This is a genomic window from Microbacterium sp. AC145 (assembly GCF_979258505.1).
On record NZ_OZ409859.1, the window covers coordinates 530,710 to 548,591 of the forward strand.

The 17,882-nt window shown below is 68.4% G+C and carries 18 protein-coding genes; 12 read left to right on the forward strand and 6 right to left on the reverse strand.

Annotated elements, in window-relative coordinates; genetic code table 11:
* Nucleotides 1-33 precede the first annotated feature (33 nt).
* Genes ACZZZN_RS02535 through ACZZZN_RS02545 form a run of 3 tightly spaced genes read right to left on the reverse strand, consistent with a single transcriptional unit; the run spans nt 34 to nt 3,919 of the window.
* The gene (locus ACZZZN_RS02535; RefSeq protein ID WP_463503662.1) at nt 34-1,020 is read right to left on the reverse strand and encodes an NUDIX hydrolase; all 987 of its coding nucleotides are present in this window, start codon (nt 1,018-1,020) and stop codon (nt 34-36) included.
* A complete protein-coding gene (locus ACZZZN_RS02540) occupies nt 1,017-3,182 on the reverse strand; it encodes an RNA degradosome polyphosphate kinase (RefSeq protein ID WP_463503663.1) in 2,166 nt (721 codons plus the stop codon). Before ACZZZN_RS02540 ends, ACZZZN_RS02535 begins: the two co-directional genes overlap by 4 nt.
* Before the next feature lie 53 nt (nt 3,183-3,235).
* Nucleotides 3,236-3,919 (reverse strand): winged helix-turn-helix transcriptional regulator, encoded by a 684-nt coding sequence (locus ACZZZN_RS02545; protein ID WP_463503664.1) that lies wholly within the window; start codon nt 3,917-3,919, stop codon nt 3,236-3,238.
* Between the two features lie 74 nt (nt 3,920-3,993).
* Between ACZZZN_RS02545 and ACZZZN_RS02550 the strand changes: the two genes are divergently transcribed.
* From ACZZZN_RS02550 to ygfZ, 3 genes are all read left to right on the forward strand, one after another.
* Entirely contained in the window at nt 3,994-4,290 is a 297-nt protein-coding gene (locus tag ACZZZN_RS02550) for a hypothetical protein (protein ID WP_463503665.1), read from the forward strand.
* 197 nt (nt 4,291-4,487) lie between these two features.
* Complete coding sequence (locus ACZZZN_RS02555; protein WP_463503666.1) at nt 4,488-5,090, forward strand: heme-binding beta-barrel domain-containing protein; 603 nt, start codon at nt 4,488-4,490, stop codon at nt 5,088-5,090.
* A gap of 1 nt (nt 5,091) precedes the next feature.
* Nucleotides 5,092-6,213 (forward strand): CAF17-like 4Fe-4S cluster assembly/insertion protein YgfZ, encoded by a 1,122-nt coding sequence (ygfZ, locus tag ACZZZN_RS02560; protein WP_463503667.1) that lies wholly within the window; start codon nt 5,092-5,094, stop codon nt 6,211-6,213.
* 29 nt (nt 6,214-6,242) lie between these two features.
* Here ygfZ and ACZZZN_RS02565 read toward each other — a convergent pair whose 3' ends face one another.
* Nucleotides 6,243-7,067, reverse strand: a complete 825-nt coding sequence (locus ACZZZN_RS02565) for a methyltransferase domain-containing protein (protein ID WP_463503668.1) — start codon at nt 7,065-7,067, stop codon at nt 6,243-6,245.
* 60 nt (nt 7,068-7,127) lie between these two features.
* Here ACZZZN_RS02565 and ACZZZN_RS02570 point away from each other — a divergent pair, with 60 nt between their 5' ends.
* Complete coding sequence (locus ACZZZN_RS02570; protein WP_463503669.1) at nt 7,128-7,877, forward strand: phosphoglyceromutase; 750 nt, start codon at nt 7,128-7,130, stop codon at nt 7,875-7,877.
* Between the two features lie 66 nt (nt 7,878-7,943).
* Here the strand turns inward: ACZZZN_RS02570 and phoU are convergent, their stop codons facing one another.
* Nucleotides 7,944-8,642: a phosphate signaling complex protein PhoU gene (phoU, locus tag ACZZZN_RS02575; RefSeq protein ID WP_463503670.1), complete on the reverse strand. Its 699-nt coding sequence runs from the start codon at nt 8,640-8,642 to the stop codon at nt 7,944-7,946.
* A 217-nt stretch (nt 8,643-8,859) separates the two neighbouring features.
* Here phoU and ACZZZN_RS02580 point away from each other — a divergent pair, with 217 nt between their 5' ends.
* On the forward strand, nt 8,860-10,077 hold the full coding sequence (locus tag ACZZZN_RS02580) for a sensor histidine kinase (protein WP_463503671.1): 1,218 nt from the start codon (nt 8,860-8,862) through the stop codon (nt 10,075-10,077).
* The gene (locus tag ACZZZN_RS02585; protein ID WP_463503672.1) at nt 10,074-10,757 is read left to right on the forward strand and encodes a response regulator; all 684 of its coding nucleotides are present in this window, start codon (nt 10,074-10,076) and stop codon (nt 10,755-10,757) included. The genes ACZZZN_RS02580 and ACZZZN_RS02585 overlap by 4 nt, the downstream gene beginning before the upstream one ends.
* Nucleotides 10,758-10,846: 89 nt before the next feature.
* Here the strand turns inward: ACZZZN_RS02585 and ACZZZN_RS02590 are convergent, their stop codons facing one another.
* Complete coding sequence (locus ACZZZN_RS02590; protein ID WP_463503673.1) at nt 10,847-11,377, reverse strand: DNA modification methylase; 531 nt, start codon at nt 11,375-11,377, stop codon at nt 10,847-10,849.
* 136 nt (nt 11,378-11,513) lie between these two features.
* On the opposite strand from ACZZZN_RS02590, the gene ACZZZN_RS02595 reads away from it, so the two are divergent.
* The 6 genes from ACZZZN_RS02595 to rlmB all read left to right on the forward strand — a co-directional run bounded on the left by ACZZZN_RS02595 (nt 11,514) and on the right by rlmB (nt 17,875).
* Nucleotides 11,514-11,996, forward strand: a complete 483-nt coding sequence (locus ACZZZN_RS02595) for a CarD family transcriptional regulator (RefSeq protein WP_194763720.1) — start codon at nt 11,514-11,516, stop codon at nt 11,994-11,996.
* 72 nt (nt 11,997-12,068) lie between these two features.
* Entirely contained in the window at nt 12,069-13,346 is a 1,278-nt protein-coding gene (ispD, locus tag ACZZZN_RS02600) for a 2-C-methyl-D-erythritol 4-phosphate cytidylyltransferase (RefSeq protein ID WP_463506532.1), read from the forward strand.
* A complete protein-coding gene (locus ACZZZN_RS02605) occupies nt 13,343-13,933 on the forward strand; it encodes a short chain dehydrogenase (RefSeq protein ID WP_463503674.1) in 591 nt (196 codons plus the stop codon). The genes ispD and ACZZZN_RS02605 overlap by 4 nt, the downstream gene beginning before the upstream one ends.
* A gap of 114 nt (nt 13,934-14,047) precedes the next feature.
* Nucleotides 14,048-15,424 carry an NAD-dependent succinate-semialdehyde dehydrogenase gene (locus ACZZZN_RS02610; protein WP_463503675.1) on the forward strand — a complete coding sequence of 459 codons (1,377 nt, stop codon included), beginning with the start codon at nt 14,048-14,050 and terminating at the stop codon, nt 15,422-15,424.
* A gap of 44 nt (nt 15,425-15,468) precedes the next feature.
* The gene (gene cysS, locus ACZZZN_RS02615) at nt 15,469-16,881 is read left to right on the forward strand and encodes a cysteine--tRNA ligase (protein WP_463503676.1); all 1,413 of its coding nucleotides are present in this window, start codon (nt 15,469-15,471) and stop codon (nt 16,879-16,881) included.
* Nucleotides 16,874-17,875 (forward strand): 23S rRNA (guanosine(2251)-2'-O)-methyltransferase RlmB, encoded by a 1,002-nt coding sequence (rlmB, locus tag ACZZZN_RS02620; protein ID WP_463503677.1) that lies wholly within the window; start codon nt 16,874-16,876, stop codon nt 17,873-17,875. Before cysS ends, rlmB begins: the two co-directional genes overlap by 8 nt.
* Nucleotides 17,876-17,882: the final 7 nt, after the last annotated feature.

Sequence of the window (17,882 nt, forward strand, 5' to 3'; positions counted from 1 at the left end):
AAACACGCGGCTCCCGGCCGATGCGGGCGCGGGTCAGATCTTGGGGATGTGCGTCTCGATCGCGATGATGCCGGAGCCGGGATTGGATGCCGACAGGTGCACGACCGAGAACGCGGCGGGTTCGAGATCCGCCGCGCTGCTCACGTACGAGCCCTGGATGGTGCCGGTGGCCAGGGCGAGCTCCGAGAGGATGCCCGGGAGCACCGGGCCGTGGCTGCACAGCACGGCGGCCTTGCCGGAGCGGACCCGGCGGCCGATCACGGAGCGCAGATCGTCGTCGCCGTCTTCCCAGGCGTCCTGACTGATCTTCCCCGTCGTGACGGTCTTGCGGTCGAGCGCCTTCGCGAGTGGGGTGACGGTCTGCACGCATCTGACGGCATCGCTCGTGATGATCTTGCGCACGCCGAAGGCCCGCAGCGGCCCGACGATCGAGGCGGCCTGCTCACGTCCCCGCCCGGTGAGGGGGCGCGAGGCATCCGTGCCGTCCCAGTCGGAGCGCGCGAGCGCCTTCGCGTGCCGCAGTGCGATCACCGGGAAGGTGCGCAGCACTCCGTCGTCGACCAGGTTCGTGAAGAAGTCGAGGATCTCCACATCGACCGGATAGCTGAGTCGTGACCGCGCCTTCTTCACGCTCACCCATTCGAGCGCGGCGATCTCACGGTTGGGCACGAACGTCGATGCGCGGATCGCATCCTCCGTCGCCTCCGCCGCCCAGTAGTGCACGACCTTCTGCTTGTTCGACGGCAGGTGATATCGGCTCACGCCGACGGGCACGCCCAGCGAGACTCGGATGCCGGTCTCTTCGTGCACCTCGCGCACGGCGGTCTCTGCGAGCATCTCACCGGGGTCGACCTTGCCCTTGGGCAGCGTGATGTCGCGGTACTTGGTGCGATGGATCAGGAGGATCCGCAGCTTGCCGTCGACGAGGCGCCAGACCACGCCGCCGGCCGCGTAGACGGCCTTGTCGGTCCACTTCGAGCGTGCCGCGACCTTCGCTCCGGTCGCCTCCCGAGCGGTCATCGGGTCGCCCGGGCGCGACGGCGTCGCTGGATCAACCCCATCGTCTTGTCCTGCAGATCGATCAGGGGCTTGCCGTCGGCATCCTCGGAGTGGCGGGTCCACACGCCTTCGGCGCCCAGGTGCCACGACGTGGTCCCCGGGTCCATCGCGAGGTCGAAGAACGCCAGAAGATCCTTCAGGTGATCGGGCTCGGTCACCCGCACCAGCGCCTCGACGCGACGGTCGAGGTTGCGGTGCATCATGTCGGCGCTGCCGATGTACACCTGCGGGTCGCCGGCGTTGTGGAACGCGAAGATGCGGGAGTGCTCGAGGTACCGGCCCAGGATGCTGCGCACGGTGATGTTGTCGCTGATGCCCTCGAGATCGGTGCGCAGGCTGCAGATCCCGCGCACCCAGACGTCGACCTTCACCCCGGCGGCGCTCGCCCGGTACAGGGCGTCGATGACCTCTTCGTCGACCATCGAGTTGACCTTGATGCGGATGCCGGCGGGCTTGCCGGCCTCGGCGTTGCGACGCTCGTCGTCGATCTGCCGCACGAGGCCCTTGCGCAGGTGCAGAGGCGCGACCAGCAGGCGCTTGAACTTCTTCTCGATCGCGTAGCCGCTGAGCTCGTTGAACAGACGGGTGAGGTCCTTGCCGACCTGGGCGTCGGTGGTGAACAGACCGAAGTCCTCGTAGATGCGGCTCGTCTTCGGGTTGTAGTTCCCGGTGCCGATGTGCGAGTAATGGCGCAGCACGCCGTCTTCCTCACGGATCACCAGAGCCAGCTTGCAGTGCGTCTTCAGGCCCACCAGGCCGTAGACCACGTGCACGCCCGCCTTCTCGAGCTTGCGTGCCCAGACGATGTTGTTGGCCTCGTCGAAGCGCGCCTTGACCTCGACCAGCGCCAGCACCTGCTTGCCGGCCTCGGCGGCGTTGATCAGCGCCTCGACGATCGGGCTGTCGCCCGAGGTGCGGTAGAGCGTCTGCTTGATGGCGAGCACATGCGGGTCGCGCGCCGCCTGCTCGAGGAACGCGACGACGCTCGTGGTGAACGACTCGTACGGGTGGTGCACGAGGACATCCGACTTGCGGATCGCCTTGAAGATGTCGGCGCGGGTGTTGCTGCCGGTGGGCTGGAAGGCCACGGCCGTGGTGGGCAGGTGCGGCGGGTAACGCAGGTCAGGGCGATCGATGCGCGACAGGTCGAACAGACCGCGAAGGTCGAGCGGGCCGGGGAGACGGTAGATCTCCTTGTCGGTGACGTCGAGCTCGCGCACGAGGAGGTCCATCGTGACCTCGTCCATGTCGTCCGTGATCTCGAGGCGGATGGGCGGACCGAATCGACGGCGCAGCAGCTCGGCTTCGAGCGCCTGGATCAGGTTCTCGCTCTCGTCCTCCTCGATCTCCACGTCTTCGTTGCGGGTGAGGCGGAACGCGTGATGGTCGAGCACCTCCATGCCGGGGAACAGGTCGCCGAGGTGATTGGCGATCAGCTCTTCGAGGCGGAGGAATCGCTTGATCTCGCCCGAACCCGGAACCTCGACGAAGCGCGGGAGCATGGGCGGAACCTTGAGTCGCGCGAACTCCTGGCGACCCGTGCGGGCGTTGCGGATGCGGATCGCGAGGTTCAGCGACAGGCCCGAGATGTAAGGGAACGGGTGTGCGGGGTCGACGGCCAGAGGCATGAGAACCGGGAAGACCTGGGCGCCGAAGTACTCGGAGAGCTTGGCGCGCTCTTCCTCTGTGAGCTCCGACCAGTCGGCGATCTCGATGCCGGATTCTGCGAGCGCGGGGCGCACGAGCGAGGTCCAGGCCTCGGCGTGGCGCAACTGCAGGGCATGCGCTTCGCGGGCGATGTCGGCGAGCGCGTCGGCGGGGGAGCGGCCGATGTTGGTGGGCACGGCGAGACCCGTGACGATGCGACGCTTGAGACCGGCGACGCGCACCATGAAGAACTCATCGAGATTGCTCGCGAAGATCGCCAGGAAGTTGGCCCGCTCGAGTTCCGGCAATGACGGATCCTCGGCGAGTTCGAGGACGCGCTGGTTGAATGCGAGCCAGCTCAGCTCGCGATCGAGGTAGCGGTGGTCGGGCAGAAGCGCGTCCGGCGACTCGATGGCATCGAAGTCGTCGTCTTCGGCGTCGCCGAGACCTGCGTCGGCGAGAGCGGGATCGATCATGGGGTACATCTAAGCACCGAGAGGTGACGCGCGTGTGAACGTGAGTCGCCGCGTCACCGCGCGGCCGGGACGGACTCGTCCTCGTGGACGTTGAACCGATACCCGACATTGCGCACGGTGCCGATGATCTGCTCCTGGTCGCCGAGCTTGGCGCGCAGGCGTCGCACGTGCACGTCGACCGTCCTCGTGCCGCCGAAGTAGTCGTATCCCCAGACCTCGCTGAGCAGCTGCTCGCGAGTGAACACGCGGGACGGATGCGTGGCGAGGAAGTGCAGGAGCTGGAACTCCTTGTAGGTCAGGTCCAGCGGCCTGCCGCGCAGCTTCGCGGAGTAGGACTGCTCGTCGATCACGACTCCGGATGCCTGGACCCGAGACGGTTCGGCAGTCTCGTCGCGGCGGGCGAGGGCGAGACGTACTCGCGCGTCGGCCTCGGCAGGGCCCGCCGTCGTGAGCAGCACGTCGTCGATGCCCCAGTCGCCGGAGAGAGCGCTCATGCCTCCCTCCGTGACGACGAGGAGCAGCGGTGCCGCCTGCCCCGCTGCCCTGAGGAGGCGGCAGAGCGACTTCGCCCCGACGAGATCGTGCCGTGCGTCGACGATCACGATGTCGTAATCGGGCGCGCTGACGAGTTGGGCCGGCTCGGCGGGGATCTGACGCACGCGGTGGCTGAGAAGCTCCATGGCGGGCAGGACCTGCTCCGAGACCGGAGCGTTGGTCAAGACCAGGACCTGGGCCACACGCACTCCTTCCGGACGGCTGAAGTATCGCCGTGCCGCAATGATACCGGGCGCCGATGGGTCACAATGGAGTCATGTCGGAACCTGCGCTCGCACCGCGTAACGCTTTCGGCGGCGTGCTCGCCGTCTGGGGGGTCGCGCTCGTCGCCTCGATCGCCGTCGGGATCTTCGTCCCCGAGGTGTACCGGGTGCAGTGGTTGCTGGTCTCTTTCGGCGGCGTGGTGCTGCTCTCGTTCGCCGTGCAGCTCTGGCACGGGCGCACCCAGGGATTCATCCTCCGGGTGGGCGGCAGCGCCATCGGGGCGCTCCTCCTGATGGGCATGATCTCGATCGGCTTCGCCGTCGCGGCGTTCGTCTCCTCGTTCTCCTGACATCGCGATCGACTCCGCCGAGACCGATCGGCGGCGGGACGAGACACCTTCGCGTGCGGAGGGTAATGTGGAGGTCATGGACCTCATGGCGCTCGAATTCTTCTTCATCGGCCTGCTGGGCCTGGCGAGCCTCGCGATCGCCTTCGTCTCGGTCGTGGTGCTGCGCAACCTCTTCCGCGGCCAGCGCTGAGCTCGCCGTGATCGAGATCCCCACCGACCTTCCGGCAGACATCGTCCCGCTCTCGTGGCTGATCGGCGTGTGGGAGGGGACCGGTGTCATCGACTACCCCGTCGGAGAGCGGGAGCTGCGTGGGGAGTTCACCCATCGGGTGAGCTTCAGCCATGACGGCGGGCCGTTCCTCAACTACTCGGCCACCGCGACGTTCACGGGCGACGACGGCTCGGCATCCGTTCCTCTCATCGCCGAGACGGGGTACTGGCGCCTGACCCGTCCCGCCACCGATGCCGATTCGGGACCGGGGCTGCTGCCTCCGCTCGGCGACACGGTCGACCGTGGCGTCGACGACGTCGAGGCGCTGCGAGCAGCATCCGGAGGCTTCCCGATCGAGGTCTCGATCGCGCACTCCGACGGAATGCTCGAGCTCTATCTCGGCGAGATCAACGGCCCTCGGGTCGATATCGCGACCGACGCCGTCGTCCGCGGCGCGGGTGCGAAGGAGTACGGCAGCGCCACACGTCTGTACGGCCTGGTCGACGGCCATCTGCTGTGGGCGTGGGACATCGCCGCTCTCGGCACCCCCTTGCGTTCGCACGCCTCGGCTCGCCTGGCGAAGGTCTGACGTGCCCGGCTTCTCCGACATCACGGGTGCCGTCGCGGGCGAGGCGGGCATCGCCCACTTCGGCGACGTGTTCCGCGAGCAGCGCAGGCTCGCGACCGGTGCCGCGCTGGTTCCTCTCGACGACAGGACGGTCATCGAGGTCGCCGGTCCCGAGCGTCTCGGCTGGCTCGACTCGATCACCTCGCAGGCTCTCGGACGCCTCGCCGAGGGCGACAGCACAGAGCTGCTCGTCCTCGACCCGCAGGGCCGGGTGGAGCATGCCGCCGGTGTCGTCGACGACGGATCGTCGACCTGGCTGATCGCCGACGCCGGCGACGCCGACGCGCTCGCCACTTGGCTGCTGCGCATGAAGTTCCGCACGCAGGCGACTGTCGAGGTGCGCCCCGACCTCGCGCTGCTCGGTTTCGTCGAGGGGGGAGCCGCGGCGGAGCGCGCGCTCGCCGCGGCCTCAGCCCCCGCCGGAGATCCGCTCGTCTGGGCGGATCCGTGGCAGCGCGTGAGCGCGGGCGGTCATCAGTATGCCGAGGTCGTCGAGCATCCCGGAGCGGATCTCGCGTGGCGGATCGCGATCGTGCCGGAAGCGGCGTCGGAGGCACTCGCGGCCACGCTGTCGGCCGAAGACGTCGCCGGTCTCCTCGCCGCCGAGGCGCTGCGCGTCGCCGCCTGGCGGCCGCGCTGGTCGACGGAGGTCGACGAACGGTCGCTGCCGCACGAGTCCGATTGGATCCGCACGGCCGTCCACCTCGACAAGGGCTGTTACCGAGGTCAGGAGACGGTGGCCAAGGTGCACAACCTCGGGCATCCTCCGCGACGACTCGCGGCGCTGCACCTCGACGGCAGCGACGATGTGCTGCCGACCACCGGTGACCCGGTCTTCGCCGGTGACGACGAGGTCGGGACCATCACCTCCGTCGCGCGGCATCACGAGGACGGGCCGATCGCTCTCGCGATCCTCTCTCGTCGCGCTCCCGTCGGCGATCTCGTCGTCCGCACGGAGGGCGTGCAGATCGCCGCGACGCAGCAGGTCATCGTTCCTGCCGATGCCGGTGCCATGGCCGAGATTCCGAGGATCACCCGCTTGTCGCGGCGCCCGACTGCTCCGGATCCCCGTCACACGGCCTGAGCTCCGCGCGGGGTCAGGGCCAGAGGTCATCAGCTCAGCGGCTTCACGGCATCCCAGGGCAACGTGAGCTCGCCCAATCGCCACCGGGCCTTCCCGCCGGTCACCGGCCACCCCTGATCGCGGAGCGCCGTGGCGGCGGCGAGAAAGCGCTGGGTCGCGCCGAACGTCGACAGCGCCGCCGCGCGATGCCACTCGCGGTCGAGGTCGACGAGCAGCGCGTGCACCCGCTCGCCCGGCACATTGCGGTGGATGAGCGCCTTCGGCAACCGCTCGGCCACGATGCTCGGATGCTCGAGCTCTGCGAGGCGGAGTGAGATGGTGAAGCGCAGCGGGGTGGCGTGACTGTCGACGTCTATCCAGCTCGCCACGCGGCCGATCTCGTCGCATGTGCCCTCGACGAGAAGCCCGTCGGGCGCGAGCCGGGCGGCCATGGTGCGCCAGGCGCCGGCCACGTCGGTTTCGTCGTACTGGCGGAGGACGTTCATGGCGCGGATGATCGCGGGTCGGCGTCCGGCGGGAAGCGGGACCTCGAAGCCCCCGCGCTCGAAGGAGACTCGCAGGTCGGGGTCGAAAGGGGAGAGGCCCGCGCGCACCGCGAGCAGCTGTTCGTCGGCTGTCGCGACCCGCTCCGGATCGAGCTCGAGGCCGACCACCTCGGCATCCGGGCGGACGCGCCGCAGCCGGGTGGACAGTTCGAACGCCGTGACGCCGCTGGCCCCGAAACCCAGGTCGACGACGAGTGGATCGACGGCACGTCGGAAGGCGGGGCTCGCGGCGATCCACCTGTCGTTGCGGCGCAGACGGTTCGTCCCGGTGGTGCCGCGGGTCGGTCGACCGAGGGGAGATGACGCCATGCGTCAATCCTCGCAGGGCGACGGCGTGGACGTGTCGAGCTGCGCGGATAAACTGGCCCCATGACTTCGAAGCGCACCCTGATCCTGCTCCGTCACGGCCGGAGCGAGTGGAACGAACTGAATCTCTTCACCGGCTGGGTGGACGTCCGCCTCAACGAGCAGGGACGCACCGAGGCTCGTCGTGGTGGCGAGCTGCTGGCCGAGGCCGGCATCCTGCCCGACGTGCTGCACACCTCGCTGCTGAGCCGCGCGATCCAGACCGCGAACATCGCCCTCGACGCCGCAGATCGGCTGTGGATCCCCGTGACCCGCTCGTGGCGGCTCAACGAGCGCCACTACGGTGCGCTCCAGGGCAAGGACAAGGCCCAGACGCTCGAGGAGTTCGGTCCCGAGCAGTTCCAGCTGTGGCGTCGCTCGTTCGACGTGCCGCCGCCCGTGCTCGACGACGACAGCGAGTTCAGCCAGGTCCACGACCCGCGCTACGTGGGGATCGACGGAGAGGTGCCCCGCACCGAGTCGCTGAAGCTCGTCATCGACCGTCTGCTGCCCTACTGGAACGATGCGATCGTGCCCGACCTCGAGGCCGGCAAGACGGTGCTCGTCACGGCGCACGGCAACTCGCTGCGCGGCCTCGTGAAGCACCTCGAGGGCATCAGCGACGACGACATCGCCGAGCTGAACATCCCCACCGGCATCCCGCTCGTCTACGAGCTCGACGAGAACAACGTTCCCACCGGACCCGGCCGCTACCTCGACCCCGAGGCCGCCGCCGCCGGTGCCGCAGCGGTCGCCGCGCAGGGCAAGAAGTAAGAACGCACGAAGAAGGGGGCGGATGCTGTCACAGCATCCGCCCCCTTCTTCGTGTCTCGTGGTGCCTCAGGCGTGGCCGAGCTCGCGCTGCTGCTCGGCGGCCGAGAGGAAGTCCTCTTCGTCGACCTGCCAGTCGCCCGTGGCGAGATAGACGACCTTCTTGGCGACGGCGACCGCATGGTCGGCGAAGCGCTCGTGGTAGCGGCTGGCGAGTGTGGCGTCGACGGTGGCGGTGGCCTCACCCTTCCAGTTGTCGCTGAGCACCTTCTCGAACACGCTGGCATGCAGCTCGTCGATGTCATCGTCGGTGTTGCGGATCGCGTCGGCGAGACGCAGGTCCTGCGTGCGCAGGAGTTCGCTGAGGGTGCGGGAGATCTCGACGTCGAGCTCGCCCATCTTGGTGAACGTGCCCTTGAGTCCCTTCGGGATCGCGCGCTCGGGGAAGCGCAGGCGCGCCAGCTGGGCGATGTGCTCGGACATGTCGCCCATGCGCTCGAGAGACGCGCTCACGCGCAGTGCGAACACGACGATGCGGAGATCGCGGGCGACGGGCTGCTGACGTGCCAGGATCTCGATGGCCTGCTCGTCGAGCGCGACGGCGAGCTCATCGATCTTCGCGTCGTCGGCGATGACCTCCTCGGCGAGGGCGACGTCGCTCGTGGCGAACGCGCGGGTCGCCTTGTCGATCGAGACCGTGACCAGGTCGGCGATCTCGACGAGGCGCGACTGCAGGTCCTCGAGGGACTGGTGGAAGACTTCGCGCATGATGGGCGCAACCTTTCATTCGGGTCTCGGCTGTGTGTCAGCGCGAGACGGCTGGATCGTCCGCGCGAGAGGAGTCCGCGCTCCCGCACAGGCCCGAAGCGATTGTCTGCTCCGAAGGTTAACGAACGGTGCCCAGCACGTGAATAGTACTTCTCGCCATGGCTTCGCGGCCGGTTAACGCGCCGATCGGCAGGTGAACGCACTCTACTCTGGAGACATGACCCTGCCGCAGACAGCGCTGCTCGCGTTGGCCGTCGGCCTCGTGATCGGTGTCGGACTCTCACTCCTGCTGGTGTGGGCGTACCGTGCGAGGGCGCGTATCGCCGATGAGACGTCGCTCGTCGTTCCCGACGGTGTCACCGCCGTTCTTCGGAGCATGGATGATGCAGCATGCGTCGTCGACGCCTCGGGGCTGGTGCTCGCGGCGTCCAAGGCGGCGGCCCGCTTCGGCATCCGGGTGGGGGCTCCGCTCGAGAATCCCGAGCTGCGTCAGCTCATCCGCAGTGTGCGCAGCGAGGGCGGCTCGCACACCGAGTCGCTGCGGATCACCCGCGGGGGGCTCAGCCTCGACCCGCGGCTGGTCTCGGCGCGCGCGAGCGCGATCAGCCCGCGCATGTCATTGCTCATCATCCGCGACGTCACCGAGCAGGAGCGACTCGACCAGATGCGGCGGGACTTCGTGGCGAACACGAGCCATGAGCTCAAGACGCCCGTGGGCGCCGTCACCCTTCTCGCCGAGGCGATCGAGTCGGCGGCCGACGATCCGGCCCAGGTCCGCCATTTCGCGACGCGGATCTCTGCAGAGGCCACGCGTCTGGGTCAGCTCACCGGCCGCATCATGAGCCTGTCGAGGCTGCAGGCCGACGACACCCTGACCGATGCGCGGCCGGTGTCGATCGACGAGGTCATCGCGGCCTCCATCGAGGCGCACGTGGTGCAGGCCGACTCTGCGGGCGTCGAACTCGCACGGGGCGGCGATCGCGGAGTGTGGGTGCACGGCGACCCGCAGATCCTCATCGAGGCGTTCGGCAATCTCATCGCCAACGCGATCGTGTACTCCCCGCGGGGCTCTCGCGTCGGCGTCGGGGTCAAGGCGGATGTCGACGTCGTCGAGGTCGCCGTGGCTGACCAGGGCATCGGGATCTCCGAGGGCGACCGGGAGCGGATCTTCGAGCGGTTCTACCGCGCCGACGAGGCCCGCTCGCGTCGCACCGGTGGCACGGGGCTCGGCCTGTCGATCGTCAAGCACGCGATCCAGCGCCACGGCGGAGAGGTCAGCCTGTGGTCGCGCCCGGGACGCGGGTCGACCTTCACCATCAGACTTCCCCGCATCGATACCCCCGAGGGCATCGAGAACGAGAAGAAGAACAAGAAGAAGCGCGAGCGCAAGGCGGCGAAGGCCGCAGCTCGCGTCCGAAACGGAGAGAACGCATGACCCGCATCCTTCTCGTCGAAGACGAGCCCGACCTCGCCGATCCGCTGGCGTATCTGCTTCGCCGTGAGGGATTCGAGGTCGAGATCGCCGAAGACGGCCCCGGTGCCCTCGCGGCATTCCGTGAGCGCGGCGCCGACATCGTGCTGCTCGATCTCATGCTCCCTGGCATGCCGGGCACGGAGGTCTGCCGACAGATCCGATCGACCTCCGCCGTGCCGATCATCATGCTCACCGCCAAGGACTCCGAGGTCGACATCGTCGTGGGTCTCGAGCTCGGCGCAGACGACTACATCACCAAGCCCTATTCGTCACGCGAGCTGCTCGCCCGAATGCGGGCCGTGCTGCGGCGCGTGGTGCAGGCCGAGAACGAGCTCGATGAGCGAGTGCTCGACGGCGGCCGCGTCACGCTCGACATCGACCGGCACACGGTCTCGGTCGCGGGCCAGCAGATCAACATGCCGCTCAAGGAGTTCGAGCTGCTCGAGGTGCTCATGCGCAACTCCGGTCGTGTGCTCACCCGAGGTCAGCTCATCGATCGGGTGTGGGGCAGCGACTACTTCGGCGACACCAAGACGCTCGACGTGCACATCAAGCGCATCCGCTCGCGCATCGAGGAGAACCCGAGCGAGCCGGTGATGCTCGTCACCGTGCGCGGCCTGGGCTACCGGTTCGAAGGCTGACACGACTCCGAGGACTCACCCCGACGACTGACGACAGAGAGGCCGGCACCCCGTAGGGTGCCGGCCTCTCTCGCGTCAGCGGCTGCGGATCACTCGGACGGAGCGGGTGCCGCCGTGTCGGTGGGCATCGGCTCGGGAGTCGGCTCAGCCTTCTCCGAGGGGACGAGGTCTGCGTAGTAGGGGAGCGTCCCGTCGAGCACGGGCACGTCGGCCTTGGTTCCGGCACCGTCGCCCGACTGGAAGTGGATCTCGACGGTCGCACCGGGCAGGGTGTCGAGGTCGTCGATGCGCAGCGGCTCCTCGTCGGCGCCGAAGCTGATCGTCTCGCCCGCCGCCACCGGGACCTTGATGGGCTCGAGCCCGGCGACCGTGATCGTGAGGGTCGCCTTGTCGAGGGTCGGGTTCACGACGGCGGCGACGAAGTTGCCGACCGAGCCGTCTTCCGTCGCGACGACGAAGGCGTTTCGCACGTCGAGGGGGCCGTCCGAATCCGAGATGTTCACGCCGTCGGACGCCGAGTACTCGATCGTCGTCGACTGTGGCGAGATGAACGTGCAGCCGGTGGCGCCGAGAAGAACGAGGGCGCTGATGGCGGCAGATGCGACAAGGCGCGATTTCACTGGTCCTCCTGTGGTCCGGCGGGATGTCCGCCTCCCATTCTATGCGTATGCGGAGGGGCGCCTTCGGACGTGGGGGTGCGAACCTTAGCGCATCCTGGCTGTGGTATCATTGAGGTTGCCGAAAGGACAAGTTTTTATGCTTTTTGAGGTTGGCGAAACTGTCGTCTATCCGCACCATGGCGCTGCGACCATCATCGAGGTCAAGGAGCGCATCATCAAGGGTGAGGCGAAGAAATACCTGAAGCTCAACGTCACGCAGGGAGACCTCATCATCGAGGTGCCTGCTGAGAACGTCGATCTTGTCGGGGTCCGAGATGTGATCGGACGAGAGGGCCTCGACCACGTGTTCGAGGTTCTGCGTGCGCCGTTCACCGAAGAGCCCACGAACTGGTCTCGTCGTTACAAGGCGAACCTCGAGAAGCTCGCCTCCGGCGATGTGATCAAGGTGAGCGAGGTCGTGCGCGACCTGTGGCGTCGTGACCAGGACCGCGGTCTGTCGGCCGGTGAGAAGCGGATGCTGGCCAAGGCGCGTCAGATCCTCATCTCCGAGCTGGCTCTCGCGGAGAAGACCGACGAAGACAAGGCGAGCGCGATGCTCGACGAGGTCCTCGCGTCCTGAGCGATTCGAAACTGGGCGGATGCTTCGGCATCCGCCTTTTTTCGTGCGCGCGGGTAACGTGAAGGCGTGAGCATGATTCCCGTCCCGGACACCGCGATCATCGTCGTCGCCGCAGGGTCCGGCACCAGATTGGATGCGGGGGCGCCGAAGGCGTTCGTCGGCATCGACACCCATTCGATCCTCCGTCACGCGCTCGACGGCGTGTTCGCGGCAGGTCCGGCTCAGGTGGTGGTCGTCGCCCCGAAGGGATTCGAGGGCGATGCCGAGACCGAGCTGCGCGCGGCAGCGGGCGAACGAACGGACCTCGGTCGGGTGGTGACCGGCGGCGACACCCGCCAGCTCTCGGTCGCGGCGGGCCTCGCCGCGCTGTGGGGCGATGTGCGCACCGTGCTCGTGCACGATGCGGCGCGCGCTCTGACCCCGCCGGCGACCATCGATGCGGTCGCGGCGGCAGTCGACGACAGCACCGGCGTGATCCCGACCCTTCCGGTGATCGACACCCTCAAGAAGGTCGACGGCGACGACATCGTCGGTCCGGTCGACCGCTCGGAGCTCGCTGCAGCGATGACACCGCAGGGATTTCCGCGCGAGCTGCTCGACGCCGCCTATCGGGCGGCGCTGGACTCGGGCGTCGAATACACCGATGATGCGGCGCTCTTCGCCGCCGCCGGTCATCCGGTGCGCAGGATCGACGGGTCGCCGAGCGGGTTCAAGATCACGACTCCGGCCGATCTCGAGCGGGCTCGGCACCTGCTGACGACGGCACCGTCGGCATCCGCAGCGCCGGATGCCCGCACGGCGACTCATTCGATGCCGATCCCGCGGGTCGGCATCGGCACCGATGTGCATGCCTTCGGCGGCGAGGGGGCGCTCTGGCTCGCCGGCCTCGAATGGCCGGGCGAGCAGCCGCTCTCCGGGCATTCCGACGGAGACGCGGTGGCGCATGCGATGGTCGACGCGCTGCTCGGAGCAGCAGGGCTCGGTGACATCGGCGAGCACTTCGGCACGGCGCACCCCGAATACGCGGGCGCGCACGCCGATGTCTTCCTGGCGCGCACCGCGCAGATTCTCGTCGAGGCGGGCTTCGGCATCGGGAACGTGTCAGTGCAGTTCCAGGGCAACCGGCCGCGGTTCAGCGCGCGGCGTGCTGAGGCCGAGCGTGCGCTCTCGGCCGCGCTCGGCGGCGCGCCGGTCTCGGTCACGGCGACGACGACCGACGGGCTCGGATTCTCGGGGCGGAGCGAGGGGATCGCGGTGACCGCTGTCGCCCTGGTCGTGCCGCACGCCGCGCACACCGACACCACGCATTCGCCCACCACGCATTCGCCCAGTACGGAGGAGTCGTCATGAGGATCCTGATCATCGGTGCCAACGGCCACGTCGGCCGCACCGCCGTGGCCGCGCTCGGGGCGCACGAGGTGATCGCGGTGTCGCGATCGACCGAGCCCTCGGTCGACATCACCGATCGCGCGTCGATCGAGAAGCTCTTCGCCGCGGTGGGGGAGGCCGACGCCGTGATCGTCGCCGTCGGCGAGGTCCCGTTCCGTGCGCTGGGTGAACTCGATCGTGACGACTACGAATCGGCGCTGCGGGGCAAGGTCCTCTCCCAGCTCGATGTCGTGCGCGCCGGCACCCCGTTCGTCCGCGATGGCGGATCCTTCACGCTGACCTCGGGAGTCCTCGCCCGGGAGCCGATCGCGACAGGCGCTGCGGCCTCGCTCGCGAACGGCGCTCTGGAGTCGTTCGTGCTCGCTGCGGCGACGGAGCTGCCGCGCGGCATCCGCATCAACGCGGTCAGTCCCTCGGTGCTCGAGGACGCCCCGTCGTATCACTCGTCATTCCCCGGCTTCGTGCCGGTGTCGTCGCACCGTGTCGGGCAGGCGTACGCGAAGAGCGTGCTGGGTGTGCAGACGGGGCAGGTCATCGCCGTCGATTGACGCCGAGGCGCGAAGACCGGTCACCGCGGTGACTTGCGCCCGATGGCGTGGGCACGCGACGATCGAGGAAGCGGCATCGACGATGACCCGCGTGACGAGCGAACGAGGATCCACATGAGCGGCTACCGAGTGCAGAACCCCGCGACCGGAGTGGTCGTCGAGAACTTCGACACCGCGACCGACGCGCAGATCGACACCGCTCTGGCCTCGGCCGACGACGCCTACCGCGAGTGGCGTGATCGCAGTGTGCAGGAGCGCGCGGCAGTGGTGAAGCGGGTGGCCGAGCTCTTCGAGGAGCGCAAGGACGAGCTGGCCGATCACATCGCGATCGAGATGGGCAAGTCGCGTGCCGAGGCGCTCGACGAGGTCGACTTCGCGGCGTCGATCATCGAGTACTACGCCGTGCACGGGCCGAGCCTGATCACCGACTACGAGATCCCGAGCACGGTGCCGGGACGTGCGTACATCGAGCACCGCCCCCTCGGTACCCTTCTCGGCGTCATGCCCTGGAACTTCCCGTACTACCAGGTGGCGCGTTTCGCGGCCCCGAACCTGCTGCTCGGCAACACGATCCTCCTCAAGCACGCCGAGATCTGCCCCCGTTCCTCGCTCGCCATCGAGGCGATCATGCGCGAGGCGGGTGTGCCGGAGGGCGGCTACCAGAACGTCTTCGCGTCGCACGATCAGATCGCCACGATGATCGCGGATCCGCGTGTGCAGGGGGTCTCGCTCACCGGCTCCGAGCGAGCCGGCGCCATCATCGGTGCGCAGGCGGGCACGCACCTCAAGAAGTGCGTGCTCGAGCTCGGAGGCATCGATCCGATGATCGTGCTCGATGCCGACGACGTCGCAGCGGTCGCCAGGCAGGCCTGGGAGTTCCGCGTCTACAACGGCGGTCAGGTGTGCAACTCGAACAAGCGTCTCATCGTGATGGACGACATCTACGACGAGTTCGTCGCCGAGCTGAAGAGCCTCGCCGAGGGACTCGTGCCCGGCGATCAGCTCGACCTGCAGGACGGCCAGTTCGTGCCGCTGTCGACGCGCACCGCAGCCGAGACGGTCGACGACCAGGTGCGCCGAGCGGTGCAGGCCGGCGCGACCCTCGAGGCGGGCGGAGTCCTCTCCGACGGACCCGGCGCCCACTATTCGCCGGCCGTGCTCACGGGAGTGCCCCGAGACTCGCCCTCGTATCGGGAGGAGATCTTCGGACCGGTCGCCACCGTCTACCGCGTCTCCAGCGACGAGGAGGCGCTCGAGCTCGCGAACGACTGCGACATGGGACTCGGCGGGTCGGTGTTCTCGACCGATGAGGCGAGGGCCGCGCGCGTCGCGTCCCGGCTCGAGGTCGGCATGACCCACGTCAACACGATCGCGGCCGAGGCTGCCGAGCTGCCGTTCGGCGGCGTGAAGCGCTCGGGCTTCGGCCGGGAGATGGGGCCGATCGGCATCGGGGAGTTCGCGAACCGCCGGCTCTCGTTCGTCGCCCAGTGAGGCTCGCCCAGGCTTCGCGACGCACCGCCCGGTAAGCTTGTGCGGTGACACTCCGCCTCTACGACACGCGCGCACAGCAGCTGCGCGACTTCGTGCCTCTCGATCCCGAGAACATCACGATGTATGTCTGTGGACCCACGGTGCAGTCCGGCCCGCACATCGGCCATGTCCGCGCAGCCCTCAGCTTCGACCTGCTGCGCCGATGGCTGGCTCACCGATTCGGGCGGGTCACGTTCGTGCGCAACGTCACCGACATCGACGACAAGGTGCTCGCGAACGCGTCGGACACCGAGCAGTGGTGGGCGCTGGCGTACCGCATGGAGCAGGAGTTCACGGCGGCGTACACCGGAGTCGGCATCCTCCCGCCGACCTACGAACCGCGTGCGACGGCCTCGATCCCGCAGATGCAGGAGATCATCGCGACGCTGATCGATCGGGGGCACGCGTACCCCGCGGCGGATGCGTCCGGCGACGTGTACTTCGACGTGCGCTCGTGGCCCGACTACGGCTCGCTCACGAACCAGTCGATCGATGCGATGGAGGCCGCGGAAGACGCGGATCCGCGCGGCAAGCGCAACCCGCAGGACTTCGCTCTCTGGAAGGGCGCGAAAGACGGCGAGCAGGCGGATGCCGTCTGGCAGTCGCCCTGGGGTGCCGGCCGTCCAGGGTGGCACATCGAGTGCTCGGCGATGTCGAAGCGGTACCTCGGCGCGGAGTTCGACATCCACGGCGGCGGCCTCGACCTGCGCTTCCCGCACCACGAGAACGAACTCGCCCAGTCGACCGCGGCCGGTGACGGCTTCGCCCGGTATTGGGTGCACAACGGACTCGTGAGCGTCGACGGCCAGAAGATGTCGAAGTCGCTCGGCAACTTCACCCTGGCGGCCGACGTGCTCGCCGGCCACGACCCCCTGGTGGTGCGCTACGCGCTCGCCGCGGCCCACTATCGTTCGAGCCTCGATCTCTCGGAGTCGTCGTGGACCGAGGCCGAGGCGGCACTCGGGCGCATCCGCACGTTCATGAGCCGGGTGATCCGGGTCGTCGACCGTGGGGTCGTCCGGTTCGCCTACAGTGACCTGCCGTCGTCGTTCGCCGACGCGATGGACGACGATCTCGGGGTGCCGCAGGCCCTCGCGGTGCTCCACGACACCGTACGCGAAGGCAATGCCGCCCTCGACGCCGACGATACGGATGCCGCCGTCGCGGCGCTCCGCGCCGTCTCCGTCATGACGAGTGTGCTCGGCATCGATCCGCTCTCCGCGCAGTGGCAGAGCGCGGATGGCGGAGCAGAGGCATCCGCTCTGGACGCTCTCGTGCAGACGATGATCTCTCAGCGCGCGCAGGCGCGGGCTGACAAGGACTGGGCGGCGGCCGATCGCATCCGTGATGCGATCGCCGCCGCAGGAATCACGCTGGAGGACACTCCAGCCGGAACTCATTGGAGTATCGATGGTTAAGCAGGGCAACCCCTCCGCGGGCAAGGGTAAGAAGGGCCCCACCAAGGGCTCCGGCGGCAAGGGCCGAAGCTCGCTCGAAGGTCGCGGACCGACCCCGAAGGCCGAAGACCGGGCATGGCACCCCGCAGGCAAGCGCAAGGCCGCGGCAGAGCGCTACGCCGCGTCGGGAGGCAAGGGCAAGCCCGGCCAGCGTCAGACCTCCGGCGGCAACCCGAATCGTTCCGCTCGGGTGAAGGACAACACCACAGACACCGAGACGGTCACCGGTCGCAACTCGGTGCTCGAGGCACTCCGCGCGAAGATCCCGGCGACGGCCTTCTACATCGCGCAGCGCGTGGAGATGGACGACCGCACCAAGGAGATGCTGTCGATCGCGACCAACCGCGGCATCCCGGTACTCGAGGTCACCCGTCAGGAGCTCGACCGCATGGCCGGCTTCGACGGTGTGCACCAGGGCGTCGCGATCAAGGTTCCGCCCTACGAGTACGCGCACCCGCAGGATCTCCTCGAGCAGGTCATAGACAAGGGCGAGGTGCCGCTCTTCGTGGCGCTCGACGGCATCACGGATCCGCGCAACCTCGGTGCGATCATCCGCTCGACCGCTGCCTTCGGCGGTCACGGCATCATCCTTCCGCAGCGTCGGTCCGCGGGTGTGAACTCCGCTGCATGGAAGACGAGTGCCGGTGCTGCTGCCCGTGTGCCGGTGGCCCTCGCCACCAACCTCACCAGCCAGCTCAAGGAGTTCAAGAAGCAGGGCGTGTTCGTGCTGGGCCTCGACGGCGGCGGCGACGTGCAGCTGCCCGACCTGCAGCTGGCCGACCGTCCCGTCGTGATCGTCACGGGTTCCGAGGGCAAGGGCCTCTCGCGTCTGGTGGCCGAGACGTGCGACCAGATCGTCTCGATCCCGATCTCCGCGGCGACCGAATCCCTCAATGCCGGCATCGCGACCTCGGTCGCGCTCTACCACGTCTCGACAGTCCGCAACGCGAAGTAAGGAAGCA